The sequence below is a fragment of the Maritimibacter sp. DP1N21-5 genome (assembly GCF_019218295.1).
Taxonomy (GTDB): Bacteria; Pseudomonadota; Alphaproteobacteria; order Rhodobacterales; family Rhodobacteraceae; genus Maritimibacter.
In genome coordinates this window covers 721,994-742,086 of the sequence record NZ_JAHUZF010000006.1, presented here as the reverse complement: position 1 = coordinate 742,086, position 20,093 = coordinate 721,994, and the positions used below count along the sequence as shown (strand labels likewise).

The following is a 20,093-nucleotide window of genomic DNA, read 5'->3' as shown; positions in this document are numbered from 1 at the left end:
CTCGCGCCGCCGCCCATCCGCTTTGATATATCGCAAATTCCGAATACGGAAAGCCTTGGCGGATCACAGACGCGCCAGTTACGACCAATTTACGGGAACACGGGCGCGAGCATCAGCCCGGCGGTTTCGTCCTCGCCCAGCATGAGATTGGCGTTCTGCATCGCCTGCCCGCTCGACCCCTTGCAGAGATTGTCGAGCGTGGACACCACCAGCGCGCGCCCCGGAATGCGATCGCCGATCACGCCGATGTGGCAGAAGTTCGAGCCCATGACATGCCCCATGCCGGGCGCCTGACCGAAGGGCAGCACGACGACAAAGGGCTCGTCTTTGTACTGCGCCACGAGCGCCGCATGGATCGCTTTCGCATCGCCTTCCACATAGCAGTCCGCGATGATCCCCCGGTTGATGGGCACGAGATGCGGGGTGAACATGATCTCGACCTTGCGGCCCGCGAGCTTGGAGAACTCCTGATCGAACTCGCCCAGGTGGCGGTGCTTGCCACCCTGGGAATAGCCGACCACATCCGTGGACCGCTCGGCAAAGAGCATGTTCTCCTTGAGGCTCCGCCCGGCCCCGGAAATTCCGTTCTTGAGGTCACAGATGATCCGGTCGAGGTCGATGAGTCCGTCGGAGATGAGCGGGCGCAGCGCGAACTGGACCGTCGCTGCGTTGCAGCCGGTGCCCGCGACAAGCCGGGCCTCGCGGATGTCGTCCCGGTAGAATTCGGTCAGACCATAGACGGCCTCGGGCTGAAGCTCCTTGGCGACATGCTCGTTGCCATACCACTTCGTATAGTCATCGGGATTTTCCAGCCGGAAATCAGCACCCAAGTCCACGACCTTCACGCTTGTCGGCAGATCACGGACGAGCGCCTGGCTCAGCCCGTGGGGCAGCGCGGCGAAACAGAGATCGACATTGGCAAAGTCGATCTCTTCCATCGTCACGAGCTTGGGCAGCTTCAGGTGCCGAAGGTGCGGATAGACGTCCGACATCTCCATCCCGGCCTTGCGGTCCGCCGACAGCGCCACGATTTCCATGCTGGGATGGGTGGCGATCAGGCGAACGAGCTCTGCACCGGTGTAACCGGACGCTCCGAGAATGGCGATCTTGTGTGTCATGGGCCCCTCCGGGAAGTCGCGTGGGATGTAACGCCTCCTGCGTCGGGGCGCAATTCAGGCTTGCTCGAATGTGATCTGCCGCTTGAGGAACCGGGTCGCGCCCCCGCTGACCTTTGTCGGGTTCCCCGTGGTGAGAAACTTGGTCTGCGTTCCCGGGCCGATCATGCCGGGATGGCGCGCCAGATAGTCGGCAAGGCTCGCGGCCACCAGATTGGCCTGGCTGTAGACCGCGACATCCGCGCCCAGCGCGTCCTGAAAGGTCTCCTGCATGATAGGGTAATGCGTGCAACCGAGGATCGCGGCCTCCGGATTGGGCATCTTGCGCTTCAAGGCGTCGACGTGGCTGCGCACCAGCGCCTCGGCAAGGATCATGTCCCCCTCCTCGATCGCGTCCACGACCCCGCCACAGGCCTGCGCCTCCACGTCCACGCCGATGGCGCGGAAGGCAAGCTCACGCTGGAAGGCGCGGCTGGCAACGGTCGCGGGCGTCGCAAAAAGCGCCACATGCTTCACCGCGACCTCGCGCGGCGGGGAATTGTCGCCCCACTTGCGCTCGGTCAGCGCCTCGATCAGCGGCACGAAGACACCGAGTACGCGCTTGTTGGTCGGGATCCAGCTTTCCTGCATCCGCCTGAGCGCGGCGGCAGAGGCCGTGTTGCAGGCGAGGATGACCAGATCGCAGCCCTCGTCCCACAGGCGCGACACGGCAGCCGTGGTCAGGTTGTAGATGTCATCCGCGTCGCGCACGCCATAGGGCGCATGGGCGCTGTCCGCGAAGTAAACGAAGGGCACCTCCGGCAGCCGTTTCTGCACGGCATCGAGCACCGTCAGCCCGCCCAGCCCGCTGTCGAATACACCTACCGCCATGTCCGTCTCCTCCGGCGCTGCTCACCCGAACCCCTTTTGCGGACCCTGACGGCCCAAGGGCTTTGGCGACAAGGCATATGTCCGTTCTCGAGGGAAATCCATCGTGGATTTGCGACCGCGACCGATGGCGGCGGCCCCGATACGTCGCTCTAGCAGGAGGGTCCGCTCAGCCCCAGAGCGCCTTGCGCAGCATGTTGAGCGCGACGAGCATCAGGAAGACACCGAAGGCCCGCTTGAGCGGCTTCGGGTCCATCGCATGAGCGAGCCTCACGCCCAGCGGCGCCGTGATGGTGGTCATCGCGATGACCAAGAGGAAGGCCGGGACATTGACCGACCCGAGCGTATAGGGCGGCGCGCCAGCCGCATCGACGAAGAGGAAGGTCGCCACCGAGGGCAGTGCAATGATCAGGCCGAAGCCCGCCGCCGTCGCCACCGCGCGGTGAATGGGCACCCCGTGCAGTGTCATGATCGGCACGCCGAAACTGCCGCCCCCGATGCCCATGAGCACGGACAGGAACCCGACGAGCGGCGACAGAAGGGCGCGCAGGCCCAGTCCCGGCATCCGGTCCGCCAGTTGCCATTCCGTCTTGAAGAACAGCATGTAGAGCGCGATCAGGAAGGCGATGAAGCCGAAGATCACCTGGAGCGTGGGCGTGCGCAGGGCCGAGGCGATGAAGACGCCCACCACGGCGCCGATCACGATCCCCGGCGCCCATTGCCTCAGGATGCCCCAATCCACCGCGCCCTTGCGGTTGTGCGACAGCACCGAGCGGATCGAGGTCACGATGATCGTGGCGAGAGAGGTGGCGAGGCAGACGTGCATGAGCTCCGGTCCCTCGTAACCCAGCCCGGCGAAGGCATAATAGAAGGCCGGCACGAGAACGATGCCGCCCCCGACGCCCAGAAGCCCGGCCAGCACACCCGCGAAGCCCCCGATCACCCCCAGAAGTGCCGCCATCAGCGCCAGCGTGCCTGCGTCCATGTCCTGTCTCCCGACCCTCTGCCCGTCGGATTCCGAATAACGCGAGCCTACGGAGATGAAAAGCCGGCAGCGCCCGCTAGCGCATTCGTCACGTGACAAGCGGGGCGGGTCACGGTAACCCCCGCCCCATGATCAAGCTCTTCATCTTCTCGGACCCGATCTGTCCCTGGTGCTATATCGGCAAGGCCCGCCTCGACCGCGCGCTGGAAGCGCGGCCCGACCACCCCTTCCTGATCGAGTGGCATCCTTTCATGCTGAACCCCACGATGCCGCCCGAGGGCATGGACCGCCGCGCCTACCTCGAAGCCAAGTTCGGTGGCAGGGAGGGGGCGGTGCGCGCCTACCTCCCCGTGCAGCAGGAGGCCGAGGCGAGCGGGCTGACCATCAACTTCGACGCGATCCAGCGCACGCCTTCCACGCTCGATGCGCACAGGCTCATCCATTGGGCCCAGATCGAGGGGCGGCAGACTGCCGTGGTGTCGCGTCTGTTCAAGGCGAATTTCGTCGAGGGTCAGGACATCTCGGACCACGGCGTGTTGGCCGACATCGCCGAGGGCACCGGGATGGACCGAGACGTGGTCACGCGGCTCCTCGCCTCCGACGCCGATGCCGACGACATCCGCGCCCGCGACATCGATGCCCGCGAGAAAGGCGTGAACGCGGTGCCGACCTTCGTGATCGCGAACCAGCATGTCGTTCCCGGCGCCCAGCCGACCGACCTTTGGCTGCGCGTAATTGACGAGATCACAGAGCAGTTGCGCACCTAAGCACAGGTCCCGGCCTTCCACCCCTCGCCCATCCGCCGTAACGGTAGGTTTCCTGAAACGATCGGACAGGCCAGGTGCAGACTCCCGCGAAGACCCCTTCCCACGCCCTCCCGCGCGTCGAGCTCGTGGCGCTCCTCGCGATGCTCATGTCGCTCATGGCTTTTACGACTGACAGCATGTTGCCGGCGATGACAGACCTCGCGGCGACCCTCGCGCCCGAGAACAAGTCGAAGACCCAGCTCATCGTATCCGTCTTCTTGATGGGGGCCGCTGCGGGAATGCTGCTTTGGGGGCCCTTGTCCGACAGCTTCGGCCGTCGCCGCGCGCTGATGCTCGGGGTCGGCGTCTATGTGATCGCCGCTGCGGCGGCAGCCTTTGCCGGATCGCTCGAGTTCCTTGTCGCCATGCGGTTCATGATGGGCTTCGGTGCGGCCAGCGCGCGCACCGTATCTCAGGCCGTGACCCGCGACCTCTTCTCGGGCAAGGAACAGGCCCGCGTCGCCTCGCTTATCTTCATGTTCTTCGTGGTCGTTCCGGGCGTGGCGCCCATCCTCGGCCAGCAGATCCTCTTCCTCGCAGGGTGGCGTGGACTTTTCGGGTCCTTCATCCTGTTCGGAACCGTCATGCTCGCCTGGTTCCTGATCCGCCAACCCGAAACCCTCCCCCCGGAGTATCGCCGCGCCTTTCGCATCGGTCCGATCCTCGCCGCCGGGCGGGAGGTCATCACGACGCCGGTTTCCGCCCGCTACGTCGCGGTCCAGGTTCTGCTCTACGGCCAGTTCGGGACCTATCTGTCCTCGGCCGAACAACTCTGGGTCGACGCGATTGGCGTCGGCGACAGTTTCCCGCTCTGGTTCGCCGGCGTTTCATTGCTCTCGGCGGTGGCCGGTTTCGTGAACTCCCGTCTCGTGATGCGGCTGGGCATGCGGCGGATGCTGCTCTGGGCCTTCGGATCTCAGACGATCTTTGCCGGTCTGGCCTTTTCCCTATGGGCCACGGGCCTTCTCGGCGGCGATCCCGCGGCACAGCTCGCCGTCTTCGCACTTTGGTCGGTGTCCCTCTTCTTCGTCAACGGGCTCACGCTTGGCAATATCACCGCGCTCGCGATGGAACCGCTTCCCCATCTCGCAGGCACTGCCACCGCCGTGATCGGCGCATTGGGCATGGGCGCCGGCATGATCATCGCGATTCCCCTGGGTCTCGCCTTCGACGGCACGCCGCGCCCGATCATGCTCGGCGCGACGATCTGCTCGGCACTCGCGGTCTTGCTCGTCATCACCGACATGCACCGCGACCGCTGAGGGCTCAGGCCACCGCTCGGCCGATCATACGGCTGCGCAGAACGCCCGCCATGCCGATCTGGATGAAGTAGGCCATCATCACCGGCAGGATGAAGGTCGGCCCGAAGACATCCACCGAGAAGACCGCGAGGATCAGGGCGAGCGTGATGTAGCGCGTGACCACATGCCAGTAGACCGCCCGTCCCTCGGCCGTATCAGGGGTGAGCATCGAGGCCAGCGTCACCGCCACGCCGTAGAACGCCGCCGTGGCCACCGCCGCCCGCACCAGAGCCATCACCTCCACCGTGAAGAGCATCTGCGCGGTGCCGAGGCTGAACAGGTAGAACACGATCCCGAACATCGTCGCCTTGGAGATCAGCTGCTGATGCCGCTCGACAAAGGCGATCAGCCCCGGCGCACCGCCCCGTGCGAGCCGCGACAGAAGGAAAGGCACCACGATGAGTATCATGAAGGGCGCAATTGGCCGCACGCTCCGCCCGGCCCCGTTCCCGGTCACGGCGGACAGGTCGGGCACCGGGAAATAGGGTGCGGCAAGGTCGTAAAACTGCGCAAAGACCAGCGTCACGGGCAGAAGCAGGGCGAGGTTCGCCATGAAGATCATGAAACCGAGTTTCGGGTTCGCGCCCGAGGACTTGATCCACATCATCACCATGCCGCCACCCGGCAACAGCGCGAGCAGGAACAAAGCCCCCGCGATACCGATATCCCGGCTCGCGAAGCCGATGACCAGCGCGGCAAGAGGCAGCACGAGAAAATTGATCGCGAGGTTGCGCCAGAGCGCCGGCAGGTTGCGCCCGATCACGCGCGCGTCGGCCACGTCGAATTTGAAGAGCGTCGGCGTGACGAGGAAAACCCCCGCCACGACGCAGACCAGAGACGAGAAGGACGTGCCCCCGGTGTAATGGCCGAGGGTCAAGCCGGCGACGATGGCTGTCACTACGAGGAGTATCTGTTGCATGGTCCGGTCCCTTCCGCTGTCCGACGCGAAGCCCCCTCAACATATTCCGTTTGATGAATTTGTAAACTGCGACATGCCAGCGCGGCCGGACGCCCACTGGCACAGCGTCGCCATACCGGATAAAACCCGTATACAACCGCCGCGCTTCCCCGTATGTGGGGCGCTTCGACACGGGCCGCAACCTCCGCCCTCACCCTTCTCGCGCCCGATTGGACGACCATGATACACCCTTCCCTTTCCCAAGCCCTTGCCGAGCGCGGATACGAAACCCTCACCCCCGTGCAGGAAGCCGTGAGCGCACCCGAATACGCGACCCGCGACCTGCTCGTGTCGGCCCAGACCGGTTCGGGCAAGACGGTGGGTTTCGGCATCGCCATCGCGCCGACGCTCTTGGGCGAGAACGAGACATTCGGCACCGCGACGACGCCCCTGGCCCTCGTCGTCGCCCCGACCCGTGAACTCGCCTTTCAGGTCATGCGCGAATTGCGCTGGCTCTATGGCAAGACGGAAGCCTGGATCCACTCCTGCGTCGGCGGCATGGATTTTCGTGACGAGAAACGCACGCTCGAACGCGGCGCTCATATCGTCGTCGGCACGCCCGGCCGACTGGTCGATCACCTGAACCGCGGCACGCTCGACCTGTCGCAAGTCCGCGCCGTCGTACTGGACGAGGCCGACGAGATGCTCGACCTCGGCTTCCGCGAAGACCTTGAGACCATCCTCGCCGCCGCGCCCGAGGAACGCCGCACGCTGCTGTTCTCGGCCACCGTCCCTGCCGCCATCGCCAAGCTGGCCGAAACCTTTCAGCGCGATGCCGAGCGGGTGTCCACGATCAACAAGGCCGAGCAGCACGCCGACATCACCTATCAGGCGGTGCAGGTCGGTCCCGCTGACGGCGAGAACGCGATCTTCAACCTGCTGCGCTTCCACGACGCCCAGAACGCCATCGTCTTTGCCAACACCCGCGCGCAGGTCGCGCATCTTGCGGCGCGTCTGCATAACCGCGGCGTGCCGGTGGTGGCCTTGTCCGGCGAACTGACCCAGAAGGAACGCTCCAACGCGCTCCAGTCCATGCGCGATGGGCGTGCCCGCGTCTGCGTGGCGACCGACGTCGCGGCCCGTGGCATCGACCTGCCGAAGCTCGACCTGGTGATTCACGCCGACATCCCGACGAACACCGAGGGGCTTCTGCACCGCTCGGGCCGCACCGGCCGCGCCGGGCGCAAGGGCATCTCCGCCCTCATCGTGCCGCCGCGCAACCACAAGAAGGCGCATCGCCTGCTGGGCTGGGCCAAGGTGCAAGCCGAATGGATTCACGCCCCCACCGCCGACGAGGTGCGCGCGAAGGACGAGGAAAAACTCCTCACCGATCCGCTCTGGAGCGAAGAGGCGTCCGAGACCGAAGCGGCCCTCGCCGCCCGCCTCACCGAGGCCTTCGAGCCGCAGGCGCTCGCCCTCGCCGTTGCGCGCATGTTCCACGCCGGCCGCGCCGCGCCCGAGGACATCGGCCCTGCCCCGGATCCGCGCGAGCGTCCCGAACGCTCGGAGCGCAAACCCAAGGAAGAGCGCGCGCCCTTTGGCCCGTCCCGCTGGATTTCGCTGTCCAAGGGCGCGAACGACAGGGCCGAGGCGCGGTGGATCCTGCCCGTTCTGCTGAACTCCGGCGCATTCGAGAAATCCGACATCGGGGCGATCCGGGTTCAGGAAGACTGCACCTATGTCGAAGTGACCGCGTCGAGCCTTGACGGTTTCGTCGAAGCGCTCGGCGACGGCATGGCACTCGAGGACGACCTGCGCGTCAAGGTGCTGGACACCGCCCCCGAGATCAAGCCCCTTCCCCACCGCGACGGGCCACCCCCGCGCAAGGGTCGGGATCGCGACGACCGGGGCCCGCGCGAGTTCAAGCCGCGCGAGGATCGTGGCGAACGCAAACCGCGCGACAGCTACAAACCGCGCGAGGATCGTGCCCCACGCGACGCCGATGGCGACGCCGGCGACAAGCCGCGCAAACCCCGCCATACCAAAGCGGAACGGCCTGAGCGCGACCACGCCGTCCACGGCGACTTCAAGCCGCGCAAACCGCGCGAAGAAGGCGGCTACAAGAAGGATTTCGGCGGAAAACCGAAATCCGAGGGCTACAAGGGCAAGTCCGAAGGCTACAAAGGCAAGTCGGAAGGTGGCTACAGGGGCAAGTCCGAGGGCGGCTACACGGGCAAGAGCGACAAGCCCTTCGGGAAACTGGGTGGCAAACCTGCCGGAAAACCCGGCGGCAAACCCTTTGCCAAGTCCGAAGACCGCCCCGCACGCCCTGCGAAACCGAAACCTGATGCCCGCGATACCTCCAAGCGGTTCGAGCGGCCGGACGGGAAGCCCTCGACCCGTAAGCCTGCGGGAAAACCGGGGCCGAAATCGGGCCCTGGCAAAACTGGCCCTCGTGGCCCGAACGCGCGGCCGACGCGGAAACCCTGAACGAAAGTCTAGGCGGCCTTGGCCGCCTTGACCTTTTCCGCCAGATCCCGCGCGATCGCGAAGGCGCCTTTGACCTTGTCCGACGTCTTCTGCCAGTCGCGCCGCACGACGATCTTGTTATCCTTGACCTTGGCCAGCCCGCGCTGATCGGTGATGAACTCGACCAGCCCCGCAGGGTTCGCGAACTTGTCGTTGTGGAACTGGATCGTCGCGCCCTTCGGTCCCGCGTCGAGCTTGGAAATACCGGCGCGCTTGCACATCGCCTTGATCCGCACCACGAGGAGCAGCGTGTTCACCTCTTTCGGCAGCGGCCCGAACCGGTCGATCAGTTCCGCCGCGAAACCCTCGAGCTCCACCTTGGTCGTGAGGTCCGACAACCGCCGGTAAAGCCCCAGCCGCACGTCCAGATCGGGTACGTAGTCCTCGGGAATGAGCACCGAGACACCGAGGTTGATCTGCGGCGCCCAGGTTTCGTTCATCTCGGTCAGTCCCTCGAGCTCGCCCGAGCGGATCTTGGCAATCGCCTCCTCCAGCATCTGCTGGTAAAGCTCGAAGCCCACCTCGTTCATTTGCCCGGACTGTTCCTCGCCGACAAGGTTCCCCGCCCCGCGAATATCGAGGTCCTGGGACGCCAGCATGAACCCGGCCCCGAGACTGTCCAGAGACCCAAGCACCTTCAGCCGCTTCTCGGCACCGGGCGTGAGCGGAGTTCTCGGCTTGGTCGTCAGATAGGCGTAGGCCCGCGTCTTCGAGCGCCCCACGCGGCCCCGGATCTGATAGAGCTGCGCAAGGCCGAACATGTCCGCCCGCCAGACGACCATCGTATTCGCGGTCGGAATATCCAGCCCCGATTCGACAATGGTCGTGGCGAGAAGCACGTCGAACTTCCCGTCGTAGAAGGCATTCATCCGGTCATCGAGCTCGCCCGCAGCCATCTGCCCATGCGCAATCACATAGGTGACTTCGGGCACGGAAGCCTTCAGGAACTCCTCGATCTCGACCAGATCCTTGATCCGCGGCACCACGACGAAACTCTGCCCGCCCCGGTAATGTTCGCGTAGCAGCGCCTCGCGGATCGTGACCGTGTCGAACTCGCTCACATAGGTTCGGATCGACAGCCGGTCGACCGGAGGCGTCGAGATGATCGAAAGGTCCCGCACGCCGGTGAGGCTCATTTGCAGCGTGCGTGGGATCGGCGTCGCGGTCAGCGTCAGCACATGAACGTCCGAACGCAATTCCTTGAGCCGCTCCTTGTGATTGACGCCAAAGCGCTGTTCCTCGTCGATGATGAGCAGCCCCAGGTCCTTGAACTTGATCCCCTTCGCGAGCAGCGCATGGGTGCCCACGACGATATCGACCTGCCCGTCGGCCATGCCGTCACGAGTGCGAGCTGCCTCGGTCTGACCGACAAATCGAGACAACTGCCGCACGTTGATCGGGAAGCCCCGGAACCGTTCGGCAAAGCTCTTGTAGTGCTGCCGGGCAAGGAGCGTCGTCGGCGCGATCACCGCCACCTGCTTGCCCGACATGGCCGCAACGAAGGCCGCCCGCATCGCCACTTCGGTCTTGCCGAATCCCACGTCGCCACAGATGAGCCGGTCCATCGGCGTGCCCGAGACCATGTCGGTCAGAACATCCTCGATGGCGGTCAACTGGTCCTCGGTCTCGGAGTAGGGAAACCGCGCCGCGAATTCTTCCCAAGCGTGATGGGGGGCTTCCATGACAGGAGCCTTGCGCAGGATCCGCTCCGCCGCCAGCCGAATGAGCTTGTCCGCGATCTCGCGGATCCGCTCTTTCATCCGGGCCTTTCGCGCCTGCCAGGCCCCGCCGCCCAGACGGTCGAGCAACCCCTCCTCATGCCCGAACTTCGACAGAAGCTCGATGTTCTCGACCGGCAGGTAGAACCGATCACCGCCCGCGTATTCCAGCACCACGCATTCATGCGGCGCCCCGGCGGCGGTGATCGTCTCAAGCCCGAGATAGCGCCCGACGCCATGGTCCACATGGACGACCAGCTCACCGACCGAAAGCGACTGATACTCGGTCAGGAAGTTTTCAGCCTTGCGCTTCTTCTTCGGCGCCCGGATCAGCCGGTCCCCCAGAACGTCCTGTTCGGAAATGATGGTCAGCCCGTCCGCCTCGAACCCATGCTCAAGCGGCCAGACGACCAGATAGGTGCCGCCCTTCTGGTCGGGCACATCGCGGTAGTCGGCGATCTCTGCGCTCGCTGTCAGGTCTTCGTCGGCCAAGAGCCCCGACAAACGCTCCCGCGCCCCTTCGGAATAGGAGGCAACGACCACCGGCCCCTCTTTACGTTTTGCGCGAATATGATCCGCCAGAACGCTGAAAAGGTTGATCTTCTCTTGCTGGCGCTCGGGGGAGAAGTTGCGCCCGATCCGTCCGCCCGCGTCCAGCACGCCAGGCCCCGTCGGCTGCGGCAGCGCGACCATCTGGATCACGCGGTGATCCACCGTGGCCATCGTCCAGGCCTCGTCGTCGAGATACATGAGCCCTGGCGGACAGGGCTTGTAGATCGTGTCCAGACGCCCCTTGTCGGCCATGGCGAGGCGCCGGGTTTCATACTGGTCCTCGATCCCCTCCCATCGGGCGATCCGCGTCGGCGTCAGCTGATCGTCGAGCATCACGCTGGCCCCCGGCAGGTAGTCGAAGATCGTTTCGAGCCGTTCGTGGAAGAACGGCAGCCAATGCTCCATCCCCTGCACCTTGCGCCCCGAGCTCACCGCCTCATAGAGCGGGTCGTCCGAGGTCGCGCCGAACTCGATCCGGTAGTTTTGCCGAAACCGGGTGATCGCTGCCTCGTCGAGGATGATCTCTGACACGGGCGCGAGCTCGATAACCGACAGCGTCTCGGTCGTGCGCTGGGTGGCCGGATCGAAGCGCCGCGCCCCGTCGAGCGTATCGCCGAACATATCGAGCCGCACCGGACCGGCTTCGCCGGGCGGAAAGATGTCGATGATCCCGCCCCGGACGGCGAAGTCACCCGGCTCCATCACGGTGGGCGACTGGGTGAAGCCCATCCGCACGAGGAATGCCCGAAGCGCGCCCTCGTCGATGCGCGACCCAACCCGCGCCGACCAGGCGGCCTCCTTCAGCACGTCGCGCGCCGGAATGCGCTGGCTCGCCGCATTGAGCGTGGTCAGCAGCACGAACCGCCCGGTAAACCCATGCGCGAGCGCGGCAAGCGTCGCCATCCGTTCGGCCGAAACCTCGGCATTGGGCGACATCCGGTCGAAGGGCAGACAGTCCCAGGCCGGGAACCGCAGCACCGTCACATTGGGCGCAAAGAACCCGAGCGCCGCCGCCATCGACGCCATGCGTTTTTCGTCCCGCGCCACGTGCAGCACAGGTCCGCCCGTCTTCTCGAGTTCACGGGTCAGCAGGAGGGCGTCATAGCCTTCCGGCGCGCCCGAGAGTGTGATGTGATCTTTCGCCATGGATCGGGAGGTAAACCTGTCCCCCGCGAAGTCAACCGGATTAGCCGTGCAAATCGGCGGACCCGATCAGCCGCCCAGCACGCCGATCGACAAGTTCTGATACATGCCCCAGAGCGCGGTGATGAAGATCGCGACCATGCCGACGAATTGCGTCGCTGTCCGGTGCCGGTGCATCCGTTTGCGCAGGTCTTTGCCCGCCAGTCCCCGAGCGCGGATGTCCTGTGCGGTGTTGAGCGTGAGCACGCCCACGATCAACATCGGCGCGCCCAGCAGAAACACCGCTTGCGCGAACTCGATGTCATACCAGAAAGCAAGCATCGCCATCGAGGTGAACATTGCCGCGACAATGCCCACGAGCCACAGCCCGGACACGCCGGCGACATAGAGAAACCGGTTGCAGTTGATCCGCACCATGTCCTCGAGGTCGGCTTCCGCCTCGCCGCCATGGCGTTCAGCGCGCTGGATCATGTCATAGGGCACGCCCAGCACGTAGCGGCTGGTCTGCGACCAGACGGCAGCGAGCACGATCCAATACCAGAGATTGGAAAAGCTGCGCATGTCGATGAGTTCGAATACGGCTGAATACCAGTCCACCGCGCGCCCGTCCCGTGACCGCTCTTGTTTTGCCGGGACCATAAGCCCCACGGCGCGCAGACGCTACCCCTTGAGCGCGGGAATTACCGCCTGCGTCGCGCCGGCGCGCGTGCCATCAGACCTCGGCCTTTTCGGCCAGCTCCAGCCATTCCTCTTCGGCAGAGGCGAGCCTCTCCTGCCGTTCGACCAGTGCCTCGGTCGCTTTCTTCCACTTCACCGGCTCACGCGTGAACAGCTCCGCATCCGAGAGAAGTCCTTCCAGCTTTCCGATCTCAGCCTCGAGGCGTTCCATCTCCGCCGGTAGAGCCTCCAGCCGATGCTTTTCGGTGAAGGACAGGCTCGGTTTTTTCGGCTCGGCTTTGCTGGCGGCGCGGACTTCCGGCTTCGGTGCTTCCGGCTTTCCGTTGTCCGGGCGCGTCTTCGCCGCGTCACCCTCCGGTTCCCCCCGCTGCGCGCGGTAGTCGGACCAGCCACCGGCATAGACCGTGGCACGGCCGTCACCTTCCATCGCGATGGTCGTCGCCGCGACCCGGTCGAGGAAATCGCGGTCGTGGCTGACCAGAAGAACGGTCCCGTCGTAGTCGTCGATCAGCTCCTGAAGGAGGTCGAGCGTTTCGACATCCAGATCGTTGGTCGGTTCGTCCATGACGAGCAGATTCGACGCCTTTGCCATGATCTTGGCGAGGATGAGCCGCGCCTTCTCACCGCCCGAGAGCGAGGACACCGGGGCCCGTGCCTGTCGTTCGTCGAAGAGGAATTCCTTGAGGTAGCCGACCACATGCTTGGGCGTGCCCCGCACGAGCACCTGATCGGCTTTCCCGGACACGCGCATCTCGGGATCGCCCGCGAGGTTTTCCCAAAGGCTCGCGCCCTCATCGAGTGACGAGCGGTTCTGGTCAAAGACTGCCATCTCGAGCCCGGTGCCCAGCTTCACGCTGCCCTGATCCGGCTCCATTTCGCCGATGAGGATTTTGAGAAGCGTTGTCTTGCCCGCCCCGTTCGGTCCGACAAGGGCGATCCTGTCGCCCCGATTCACGAGGAGGTCGAAGGGACGCAGAATGGTCCTGTCGCCGAAGGACTTGGCCACACCCACGGCCTCGATCACCTTCTTGCCGGACTTGGGACCTGCATCCAGATCCATGGCCGCCGCGCCCTGTCGCCGGATCTGCCCGGCACGTTCGGCCCGCAGTTCCCCAAGCGCCCGGACCCGGCCCATGTTGCGCTTGCGTCGCGCCGAGATCCCCTCGACCGCCCAGCGTGCCTCGGCCTTGATCTTGCGGTCGAGCTTGTGGCGCGCGATGTCCTCGTCTTCCCAGACCTTGTCGCGCCAAGCTTCGAAATTTTCGAATCCCTTCTCCTGCCGCCGCACCGCCCCCCGGTCGATCCAGAGCGTCGCGCGGGTGAGCGCACGGAGAAAGGCACGGTCGTGCGAGATGAGGACAAAGCCTGCGCGGGTCGTGGAGAGCTCGTCCTCGAGCCACTGGATCGCCTCGATATCCAAATGGTTCGTCGGCTCGTCCAGCAACATGAGCTCGGGCCCTTCGGCGAGGAGCTTGGCCAGCGCGGCACGGCGCCGTTCGCCACCCGACGCGGTCCGGACATCGGCGTCGAGCCGGAACTTGAGCCCCTCGGCCACGCGCTCGACCTTATACGCCTCGCCCTCGGCCAGCCCGCTGGCGGCGAAATCCCCCAAAGTGGCGAAACCCGTCAGGTCGGGGTGCTGTTCCATGTATCCGGTCGACACGCCCGGTGCGAGGATGCGGTCGCCCTCGTCCGGCTCGACCAGCCCGGCCATGACCTTCATCAGGGTCGATTTCCCCGACCCGTTGCGCCCCACCAGCGCCACGCGGTCGCCGGGCTGAACCACGAGCGAGAGGTCGGAGAAGACGGGATCGCCGCCGAAGGTCAGCGAGATGTCGGTGAGTTGGAGAAGCGGTGCACGGGCCATGGCGCTCACCTAGTCGCGGTCGCGCGGATCGTCAATCGCGGCAGATCGGCCAGAAGCGGCGGCGCTGGCCCCGCTCACTCCTGCGCAAGCGCGCGCAGCGCGCGCGCCCGGGCTTCGGGCACCCGGTCGATTTCGACTCCCGTGAACACATGCAGGGTATTCATGACCCGATCAATCACAGCATGATCGCTGACCCAGCCGCCCATGAGCATGTAAGTCCGTAGCAAAGGGGGCAACTGACGCTGCGCCGACTGCGGATCATAGGGTCCTTCGGGCAGAGCCATACGCTCGCGGGCCTTCGGACCGGGACGGATACGGGCCGGCGCGATATGCTCGGCCGCCAGCATGCGAAGGGCATCGGTATAGGGTGCGGGGTCGGTGCCCCGGAACGACGAACAGCCGAACAGCAGGACCGCCTGCGCCTCGTCCACCAGCCGCGTCATCGCGGCCCATGCCAGACGCAGGATGTCGGGGTCATGCGCTTTCGGATGCAGGCAGAAGCGGCCCATCTCGATCATCGGACCATCCAGCGCGGACAGATGCGAGAGGTCATAAACCCCGGCGGAATAACCGATCCTCGTGTCCGCCGCGCCGGGGAAAATCTGGTAGCGGAAGGTGCAGACGAGCCCTTCGGGCCCTTCGACCAGCAGGTGCCGGTTCATCCCGTCGTAGCGGTCCACGTCCCGCCCTTCACCCTCCGGATCGCGAAAGGCGAGATAGCGCAGAGCCTGTGCCGCCCCCACGTCACCGCGTCCCGCGGCAATACGGGCGCGATAGACACCTTTGCTTAACAGATGGTCGGCCATGCCGCCCCCACTTGGAACATCCCCCGACTACTGAAGCAATGTGCCAGCGTCAAAGTTCCCGATGTTTCCAAGAAGTTGACGAAGGAAGCCGACGCCGCGGGTGTTCGACGTGGTCACACGGCGCGACAGGACGACAACCTGCCCCTGCTCGAGACCGAAGCGTTCGATGTTCTCGACCAGCCCGCTTTCATCGAATCCGATCCGCAGAACCTCGCGGTCGATTTCTTCCGGCGCGTTATACGCGAAGTGCTTGAAGCGGCTCTCGACGTAGTACCAGCCTTCTTGCGTCAGAAGCCCCTCGGCCCCCGGCTTGCCCACGATCGCCGCCACCGTTTCGCGGGTGTCGATGCCGACCATGATCTCTTCCACGTCCTCGTCCGACGGGACGAAACCGTGATTGGTGTAGACCGGAGAACAGGCCGCGATGGTGAGAATACCCAGAAGAACGGCGACCAGACGGACCAAACCGCGCGCCTTCATCCCTATGGCAGCCATACCGCCCCCCTTGCCTTGCCTTGCCTTCGTTGGCTATCCGCTTACAGGAGCATAACGCCGCGTTCAAGAAACGAAAGACCCATGACGACACCCGAGGACATCCCGAACTATGGCCCGAGGCTCAAGGTCTCGGAGCTGGATCACTCGCGCCCGCATGATCTTGCGGTCTCCCTGAACGAGGAAAGCGCCATGGCGCTTGCGCATGAACTGGGCATCGAAGCGGCCCGCAAGGTGCGACTCGAAGGGCGCCTCGCCCCGGTCGGGCGGCGCGACTGGCGGTTCGAGGGCACGCTGGGCGCCACGGTGGTGCAGCCCTGCGTGGTCACGCTCGCCCCGGTCACGACGCGCATCGACGAGCCGGTCGAGCGGACATGGATCGAGGGGCTCACGCCCACGACGGCCGAAGAAAGCGAAACGCCACAGGACGTGGCGCAGGAGCCCCTGGGCCCGGTCATCGACATCGGCGCGCTTCTGGCCGAGGCCGTTGCATTGGCATTGCCGCTCTATCCGCGGGCCGACGACGCCGAGCTGGGCGATGCGGTCTTCACCGAACCGGGCAAGGACGCGATCCGGGACGAGGACCTGAAGCCCTTTGCGGGCCTTGCCTCCCTTCGAGACAAGCTGGCGCAGAAGGACGACGAGTCGGACGAAAGTAACAGCTAGCCGGTTCGACGCGCGAACAGATAACCGTCCGACTGGATCTCGTTTGACCAGCCCCCGTGCTCTTCGAGCGCGGTCCCCATGGCGGGAACGTTGGAGGGCTCATCTGCTATGAGGAGCCAGCCGCCCTCGGCCACGTGGTCCAGCAGGCCCTTCAGCACATCGAGGCGCGGTCCGTCAGGCAGCATATGAAGCGTGCGGTCGATGAGAATGACATCGAACAGGCCGGACGCGCGATAAGACGTGATGTCGGCGACGATGCCGTCGATCCGCAATCCTTCCGCCTGCGCCGCCGCCTGAAGATCGCGAATCCCGTTCGGCGACAGATCGACGCCCACCACTTCCGCGCCTTGCCGGGCAATCATGAGCGCATCCCGCCCCTGCCCGCAGCCCACATCGAGCACCCTTGCGCCGGCAAGATCGATTCGCGCGAGGAAGTCAGCGATGAAGGGCGTCGGAGCGCCGAGCGCGTCCCGCATTTTCCCGTAAAGTGCGTCGTAGTCGTAACCCATGACAGCGATCATAGACCCCGGTCGCAGGACCGCCTAACGGATTGTGAGCGGGCTCCGTTTCTGCCATGACGCGCGGCATCCGACATGCGAGCGGAAAACCCCGCGCGAAGGCCGAAAAATCCCTTGCAAGATGGCGGAATCGCAGTATGTTCCGGCCCTCTTTCACAAGGTGGGTTCCCTCTGTGCGCGCAACCGCGTATGAGGCGGCGAGACTCACGGGAACGAGCGCTTCGGCACTCACGAGAGCGCGGGCTTCGGCCCAAGAGACAACGGGCCAAGTTCTGGATCAGACAGGACGCAAGCCTTGCGTAAACCCGGGCGAAGGCCCGACCTGAACCCGGGCGAACGCCCCAGACGAAACGGGCCCATCGCGTCGTGACGACGCCAAGCCCCTGAAACATCGAGGTTGAGACATGGCTGTCCCTCAGAACAAAGTCACGAAGTCGCGCCGCAACATGCGCCGCGCCCATGACTCCCTGGTTGCTGGCAACCCCAACGAATGCCCCTCCTGTGGCGAACTGAAGCGTCCCCATCACGTGTGCCCGTCCTGCGGCCACTATGCTGACCGCGAAGTCGTGGCACAGGCCAACGAGATCGACCTCGACGACGAGGACGCGGCGTAAGTCACGCCGCGTTCGCCCATGATGCCTGCCACGGATACCGAAGATCGGATGTCCGGCTCTCATCGGGGGCCTGATCGCACCATACTTTCGATCGACGCGATGGGCGGCGATCATGGGCCGGCAGCCATCGTTGCCGGCCTTGCCAAGGTTGCGCGCAAGCGAAACGTCGGGTTCATCCTGCACGGCAACAAGGCCGAACTTGCGCCGCTGGTCGCAAAGCAGCCTGACCTGAACGGGATCTGCGACATCCGCCACGCCGACGACGTGGTGACGATGGAAGACAAGCCCGCACAAGTGATCCGGCACGGCAAGAACACCTCCATGTGGTCGGCCATCGAAAGCGTGAAGGCGCGCGAGGCCGAGGTCTGCGTCTCCTGCGGCAACACCGGCGCGCTCATGGCGATGTCGGTCCTGCGCCTGCGCAAGCTCCCGGGCGTGTCGCGCCCTGCCATCGCGGTATTCTGGCCCTCGCGCAACAAGATCGGCTTCAACATCATGCTCGATGGCGGCGCCGACATTCGCGCCGACGAGATGGACCTGCTGCAATATGCGCTGATGGGCGCCTCTTATGCCCGTAACGGCCACGGCATCGTGCGGCCGCGCGTGGGGCTGCTCAACGTTGGCACGGAAGAGCACAAGGGCCGCGCCGAGATCAAGGCGGCCGCCGACCTCATCGAGGACGCGGCCAAAGTCGCCGATTTCGACTTCATCGGATTCGTGGAAGGCGGCGACCTGCTGTCGGACCGGGTTGACGTGATCGTGACCGATGGCTTCACCGGGAACGTTGCGCTCAAGACCGGCGAGGGCACGGCCAAGATGGTGAGCGACTTCCTGAAGGAAGCCTTCACCGCGACCCCCCTGTCCCGCCTCGCCGCGCTCTTCGCGATGACATCCCTCAAGCGCCTGCAAAAACGCATGGATCCGCGTCGGTCCAATGGCGGCGTATTCCTTGGATTGAACGGCACCGTGGTCAAGAGCCACGGCTCGGCGGATGCGACGGGCGTCGCGGCGGCGGTGAAACTCGCCTTCGACCTCGCGCAGTCGAACTTCAACCAGAAGCTCGCCGCACGGGTTGCATATACGCCGGGAGACAGCCACGATGCCCCGGCACAAATAGAAGACAAATCGAGCGAGCTGAAATGACGACACGCGCAGTGGTCCGGGGCGTCGGGCATTACCTGCCCGAACAGGTCATTCCGAATTCCTGGTTCGAAAGCCGCATCGACACCTCGGACGAATGGATCAGATCCCGCTCGGGCATCGAACGGCGGCACTTCGCCGCCCCCGGCGAGACGACATCGCAGATGGCGGTGCAGGCGGCGCGCGCCGCGCTGAACGACGCCGGCATGCGGGCCGATCAGGTTGAAACCGTCATCGTCGCCACCTCGACCCCCGATCTGACCTTCCCCTCGACCGCAACCATGGTTCAGGAAGGTCTGGGCATGGAAACGGGCTACGGCTTCGACGTCCAGGCAGTCTGCGCGGGATTCGTCTATGCGCTCGCCAATGCCAACGCCCTGATCGTGTCCGGCCAGTCAAAGTCGGTTCTCGTGATCGGCGCCGAGACATTCTCGCGCATTCTGGACATGGAAGACCGCGCGACCTGCGTGCTCTTTGGCGACGGCGCCGGGGCCGTCCTGCTTGAGGCCGCCGAGGGCGCCGGCACCAAGGACGACCGCGGCATCCTGTCGACGGACCTTAACTCCGACGGGCGTTACCGCGACATGCTTTATGTCGACGGCGGCGTGTCGACCACAGGCACGGCGGGCAAACTGCGCATGCAGGGCAACCCGCTTTTCCGCCAAGCCGTTGAAAAGCTTGCCTCGACCGCCGATGCCGCGCTCGGAAAAGCGGGGATGTCGCACGCGGACATCGACTGGATCGTGCCGCATCAGGCAAATATCCGCATCATCCAGGGCACCGCAAAGAAGCTCGGCCTGTCGATGGACAAGGTCGTCGTGACGGTTCAGGACCACGGCAACACGTCGGCCGCCTCCATCCCGCTCGCCCTGTCGGTAGGCAAAGCGAATGGGCAGATTCGGGAAAACGACGTGCTGGTGCTCGAAGCCATCGGCGGCGGTCTGGCCTGGGGCGCGGTGGTCCTGCGTTGGTGATCTGGCGTCGGCGTGAAAGCCCACCCGCAAGCCATTGATCTTGACTTGAAAAAGAAGCCGCCCCATGCTGCCTCCAGACACTCCGGGGGACGGTATGAGCGAAAAGACTCTGACGCGCATGGACCTGAGCGAAGCGGTATTCCGCGAAGTCGGCCTTTCGCGCAATGAAAGCGCACAGCTTGTTGAAAGCGTGCTCGGTTACATCTCCGACGCATTGGTCGAGGGCGAGACGGTCAAGATATCGTCCTTCGGGACCTTTTCCGTCCGCGACAAGGCGGCGCGCGTCGGGCGCAATCCGAAGACCGGACAGGAAGTTCCGATTTCGCCCCGGCGGGTCCTGACGTTCCGGCCTTCCCACATCATGAAAGAACGGGTCGCCGCCGGAAACAAGTCCTGAGCGGCCCGACATAAACGAGCAGAAGAC

Annotated in this window: 18 protein-coding genes; 8 read left to right on the top strand and 10 right to left on the bottom strand. The window is 65.0% G+C overall.

The genetic code is table 11. The annotated features are described in order from the left end of the window. Nucleotides 1-89: 89 nt before the first annotated feature. From argC to KJP29_RS11265, 3 genes are all read right to left on the bottom strand, one after another. The gene (argC, locus tag KJP29_RS11275; RefSeq protein WP_218463652.1) at nucleotides 90-1,118 is read right to left on the bottom strand and encodes an N-acetyl-gamma-glutamyl-phosphate reductase; all 1,029 of its coding nucleotides are present in this window, start codon (nucleotides 1,116-1,118) and stop codon (nucleotides 90-92) included. 54 nt (nucleotides 1,119-1,172) lie between these two features. Continuing rightward, the gene (gene murI, locus KJP29_RS11270) at nucleotides 1,173-1,985 is read right to left on the bottom strand and encodes a glutamate racemase (protein WP_218463651.1); all 813 of its coding nucleotides are present in this window, start codon (nucleotides 1,983-1,985) and stop codon (nucleotides 1,173-1,175) included. Nucleotides 1,986-2,151: 166 nt separating this feature from the next. After that, nucleotides 2,152-2,967: a sulfite exporter TauE/SafE family protein gene (locus KJP29_RS11265; protein ID WP_218463650.1), complete on the bottom strand. Its 816-nt coding sequence runs from the start codon at nucleotides 2,965-2,967 to the stop codon at nucleotides 2,152-2,154. Nucleotides 2,968-3,095: 128 nt separating this feature from the next. Between KJP29_RS11265 and KJP29_RS11260 the strand changes: the two genes are divergently transcribed. Both KJP29_RS11260 and KJP29_RS11255 read left to right on the top strand, forming a co-directional pair. Next, nucleotides 3,096-3,734 carry a DsbA family oxidoreductase gene (locus KJP29_RS11260; protein WP_218463649.1) on the top strand — a complete coding sequence of 213 codons (639 nt, stop codon included), beginning with the start codon at nucleotides 3,096-3,098 and terminating at the stop codon, nucleotides 3,732-3,734. Nucleotides 3,735-3,808: 74 nt separating this feature from the next. Beyond that, nucleotides 3,809-5,035, top strand: a complete 1,227-nt coding sequence (locus KJP29_RS11255; protein WP_218463648.1) for a multidrug effflux MFS transporter — start codon at nucleotides 3,809-3,811, stop codon at nucleotides 5,033-5,035. Nucleotides 5,036-5,039: 4 nt separating this feature from the next. On the opposite strand, the gene KJP29_RS11250 is transcribed toward KJP29_RS11255, so the two are convergent. After that, the gene (locus KJP29_RS11250; protein ID WP_218463647.1) at nucleotides 5,040-5,993 is read right to left on the bottom strand and encodes a hypothetical protein; all 954 of its coding nucleotides are present in this window, start codon (nucleotides 5,991-5,993) and stop codon (nucleotides 5,040-5,042) included. Between the two features lie 219 nt (nucleotides 5,994-6,212). On the opposite strand from KJP29_RS11250, the gene KJP29_RS11245 reads away from it, so the two are divergent. Next, the gene (locus KJP29_RS11245; RefSeq protein ID WP_218463646.1) at nucleotides 6,213-8,462 is read left to right on the top strand and encodes a DEAD/DEAH box helicase; all 2,250 of its coding nucleotides are present in this window, start codon (nucleotides 6,213-6,215) and stop codon (nucleotides 8,460-8,462) included. Nucleotides 8,463-8,470: 8 nt separating this feature from the next. On the opposite strand, the gene mfd is transcribed toward KJP29_RS11245, so the two are convergent. The 5 genes from mfd to KJP29_RS11220 form a co-directional block, all read right to left on the bottom strand. Further along, complete coding sequence (mfd, locus tag KJP29_RS11240) at nucleotides 8,471-11,917, bottom strand: transcription-repair coupling factor (protein WP_218463645.1); 3,447 nt, start codon at nucleotides 11,915-11,917, stop codon at nucleotides 8,471-8,473. 66 nt (nucleotides 11,918-11,983) lie between these two features. After that, nucleotides 11,984-12,511: a component of SufBCD complex gene (locus tag KJP29_RS11235; RefSeq protein WP_218463644.1), complete on the bottom strand. Its 528-nt coding sequence runs from the start codon at nucleotides 12,509-12,511 to the stop codon at nucleotides 11,984-11,986. Between the two features lie 115 nt (nucleotides 12,512-12,626). Then, complete coding sequence (locus tag KJP29_RS11230) at nucleotides 12,627-14,459, bottom strand: ABC-F family ATP-binding cassette domain-containing protein (RefSeq protein ID WP_218463643.1); 1,833 nt, start codon at nucleotides 14,457-14,459, stop codon at nucleotides 12,627-12,629. Between the two features lie 74 nt (nucleotides 14,460-14,533). Beyond that, a complete protein-coding gene (locus KJP29_RS11225) occupies nucleotides 14,534-15,265 on the bottom strand; it encodes a GNAT family N-acetyltransferase (RefSeq protein WP_218463642.1) in 732 nt (243 codons plus the stop codon). A gap of 27 nt (nucleotides 15,266-15,292) precedes the next feature. Continuing rightward, a complete protein-coding gene (locus tag KJP29_RS11220) occupies nucleotides 15,293-15,760 on the bottom strand; it encodes an outer membrane protein assembly factor BamE (protein WP_255553580.1) in 468 nt (155 codons plus the stop codon). Nucleotides 15,761-15,841: 81 nt separating this feature from the next. On the opposite strand from KJP29_RS11220, the gene KJP29_RS11215 reads away from it, so the two are divergent. Continuing rightward, nucleotides 15,842-16,423 carry a DUF177 domain-containing protein gene (locus KJP29_RS11215; RefSeq protein ID WP_218463641.1) on the top strand — a complete coding sequence of 194 codons (582 nt, stop codon included), beginning with the start codon at nucleotides 15,842-15,844 and terminating at the stop codon, nucleotides 16,421-16,423. Here KJP29_RS11215 and KJP29_RS11210 read toward each other — a convergent pair. Beyond that, complete coding sequence (locus tag KJP29_RS11210; protein ID WP_255553579.1) at nucleotides 16,420-16,932, bottom strand: bifunctional 2-polyprenyl-6-hydroxyphenol methylase/3-demethylubiquinol 3-O-methyltransferase UbiG; 513 nt, start codon at nucleotides 16,930-16,932, stop codon at nucleotides 16,420-16,422. The genes KJP29_RS11215 and KJP29_RS11210 overlap by 4 nt on opposite strands. 413 nt (nucleotides 16,933-17,345) lie before the next feature. Between KJP29_RS11210 and rpmF the strand changes: the two genes are divergently transcribed. The 4 genes from rpmF (at nucleotide 17,346) to ihfA (ending at nucleotide 20,066) form a co-directional block, all read left to right on the top strand. Beyond that, a complete protein-coding gene (gene rpmF / locus KJP29_RS11205; RefSeq protein ID WP_218463639.1) occupies nucleotides 17,346-17,555 on the top strand; it encodes a 50S ribosomal protein L32 in 210 nt (69 codons plus the stop codon). Between the two features lie 48 nt (nucleotides 17,556-17,603). Next, entirely contained in the window at nucleotides 17,604-18,698 is a 1,095-nt protein-coding gene (gene plsX / locus KJP29_RS11200) for a phosphate acyltransferase PlsX (RefSeq protein ID WP_370630866.1), read from the top strand. Then, the gene (locus KJP29_RS11195; protein WP_218463637.1) at nucleotides 18,695-19,669 is read left to right on the top strand and encodes a beta-ketoacyl-ACP synthase III; all 975 of its coding nucleotides are present in this window, start codon (nucleotides 18,695-18,697) and stop codon (nucleotides 19,667-19,669) included. The genes plsX and KJP29_RS11195 overlap by 4 nt, the downstream gene beginning before the upstream one ends. Nucleotides 19,670-19,763: 94 nt before the next feature. After that, complete coding sequence (gene ihfA, locus KJP29_RS11190) at nucleotides 19,764-20,066, top strand: integration host factor subunit alpha (RefSeq protein ID WP_218463636.1); 303 nt, start codon at nucleotides 19,764-19,766, stop codon at nucleotides 20,064-20,066. Nucleotides 20,067-20,093 lie beyond the last annotated feature (27 nt).

What these genes read in the sequence shown, in the direction of transcription:
- plsX (WP_370630866.1), top strand. Translation starts at nt 17,604, where the DNA reads ATGTCCGGCTCTCATCGGGGGCCTGATCGCACCATACTTTCGATCGAC.
- KJP29_RS11210 (WP_255553579.1), bottom strand. Translation starts at nt 16,932, where the DNA reads ATGGGTTACGACTACGACGCACTTTACGGGAAAATGCGGGACGCGCTC.
- KJP29_RS11195 (WP_218463637.1), top strand. Translation starts at nt 18,695, where the DNA reads ATGACGACACGCGCAGTGGTCCGGGGCGTCGGGCATTACCTGCCCGAA.
- KJP29_RS11225 (WP_218463642.1), bottom strand. Translation starts at nt 15,265, where the DNA reads ATGGCCGACCATCTGTTAAGCAAAGGTGTCTATCGCGCCCGTATTGCC.
- KJP29_RS11220 (WP_255553580.1), bottom strand. Translation starts at nt 15,760, where the DNA reads ATGGCTGCCATAGGGATGAAGGCGCGCGGTTTGGTCCGTCTGGTCGCC.
- murI (WP_218463651.1), bottom strand. Translation starts at nt 1,985, where the DNA reads ATGGCGGTAGGTGTATTCGACAGCGGGCTGGGCGGGCTGACGGTGCTC.
- KJP29_RS11230 (WP_218463643.1), bottom strand. Translation starts at nt 14,459, where the DNA reads ATGGCCCGTGCACCGCTTCTCCAACTCACCGACATCTCGCTGACCTTC.
- ihfA (WP_218463636.1), top strand. Translation starts at nt 19,764, where the DNA reads ATGAGCGAAAAGACTCTGACGCGCATGGACCTGAGCGAAGCGGTATTC.
- mfd (WP_218463645.1), bottom strand. Translation starts at nt 11,917, where the DNA reads ATGGCGAAAGATCACATCACACTCTCGGGCGCGCCGGAAGGCTATGAC.
- rpmF (WP_218463639.1), top strand. Translation starts at nt 17,346, where the DNA reads ATGGCTGTCCCTCAGAACAAAGTCACGAAGTCGCGCCGCAACATGCGC.
- KJP29_RS11215 (WP_218463641.1), top strand. Translation starts at nt 15,842, where the DNA reads ATGACGACACCCGAGGACATCCCGAACTATGGCCCGAGGCTCAAGGTC.
- KJP29_RS11265 (WP_218463650.1), bottom strand. Translation starts at nt 2,967, where the DNA reads ATGGACGCAGGCACGCTGGCGCTGATGGCGGCACTTCTGGGGGTGATC.
- KJP29_RS11250 (WP_218463647.1), bottom strand. Translation starts at nt 5,993, where the DNA reads ATGCAACAGATACTCCTCGTAGTGACAGCCATCGTCGCCGGCTTGACC.
- KJP29_RS11260 (WP_218463649.1), top strand. Translation starts at nt 3,096, where the DNA reads ATGATCAAGCTCTTCATCTTCTCGGACCCGATCTGTCCCTGGTGCTAT.
- KJP29_RS11245 (WP_218463646.1), top strand. Translation starts at nt 6,213, where the DNA reads ATGATACACCCTTCCCTTTCCCAAGCCCTTGCCGAGCGCGGATACGAA.
- argC (WP_218463652.1), bottom strand. Translation starts at nt 1,118, where the DNA reads ATGACACACAAGATCGCCATTCTCGGAGCGTCCGGTTACACCGGTGCA.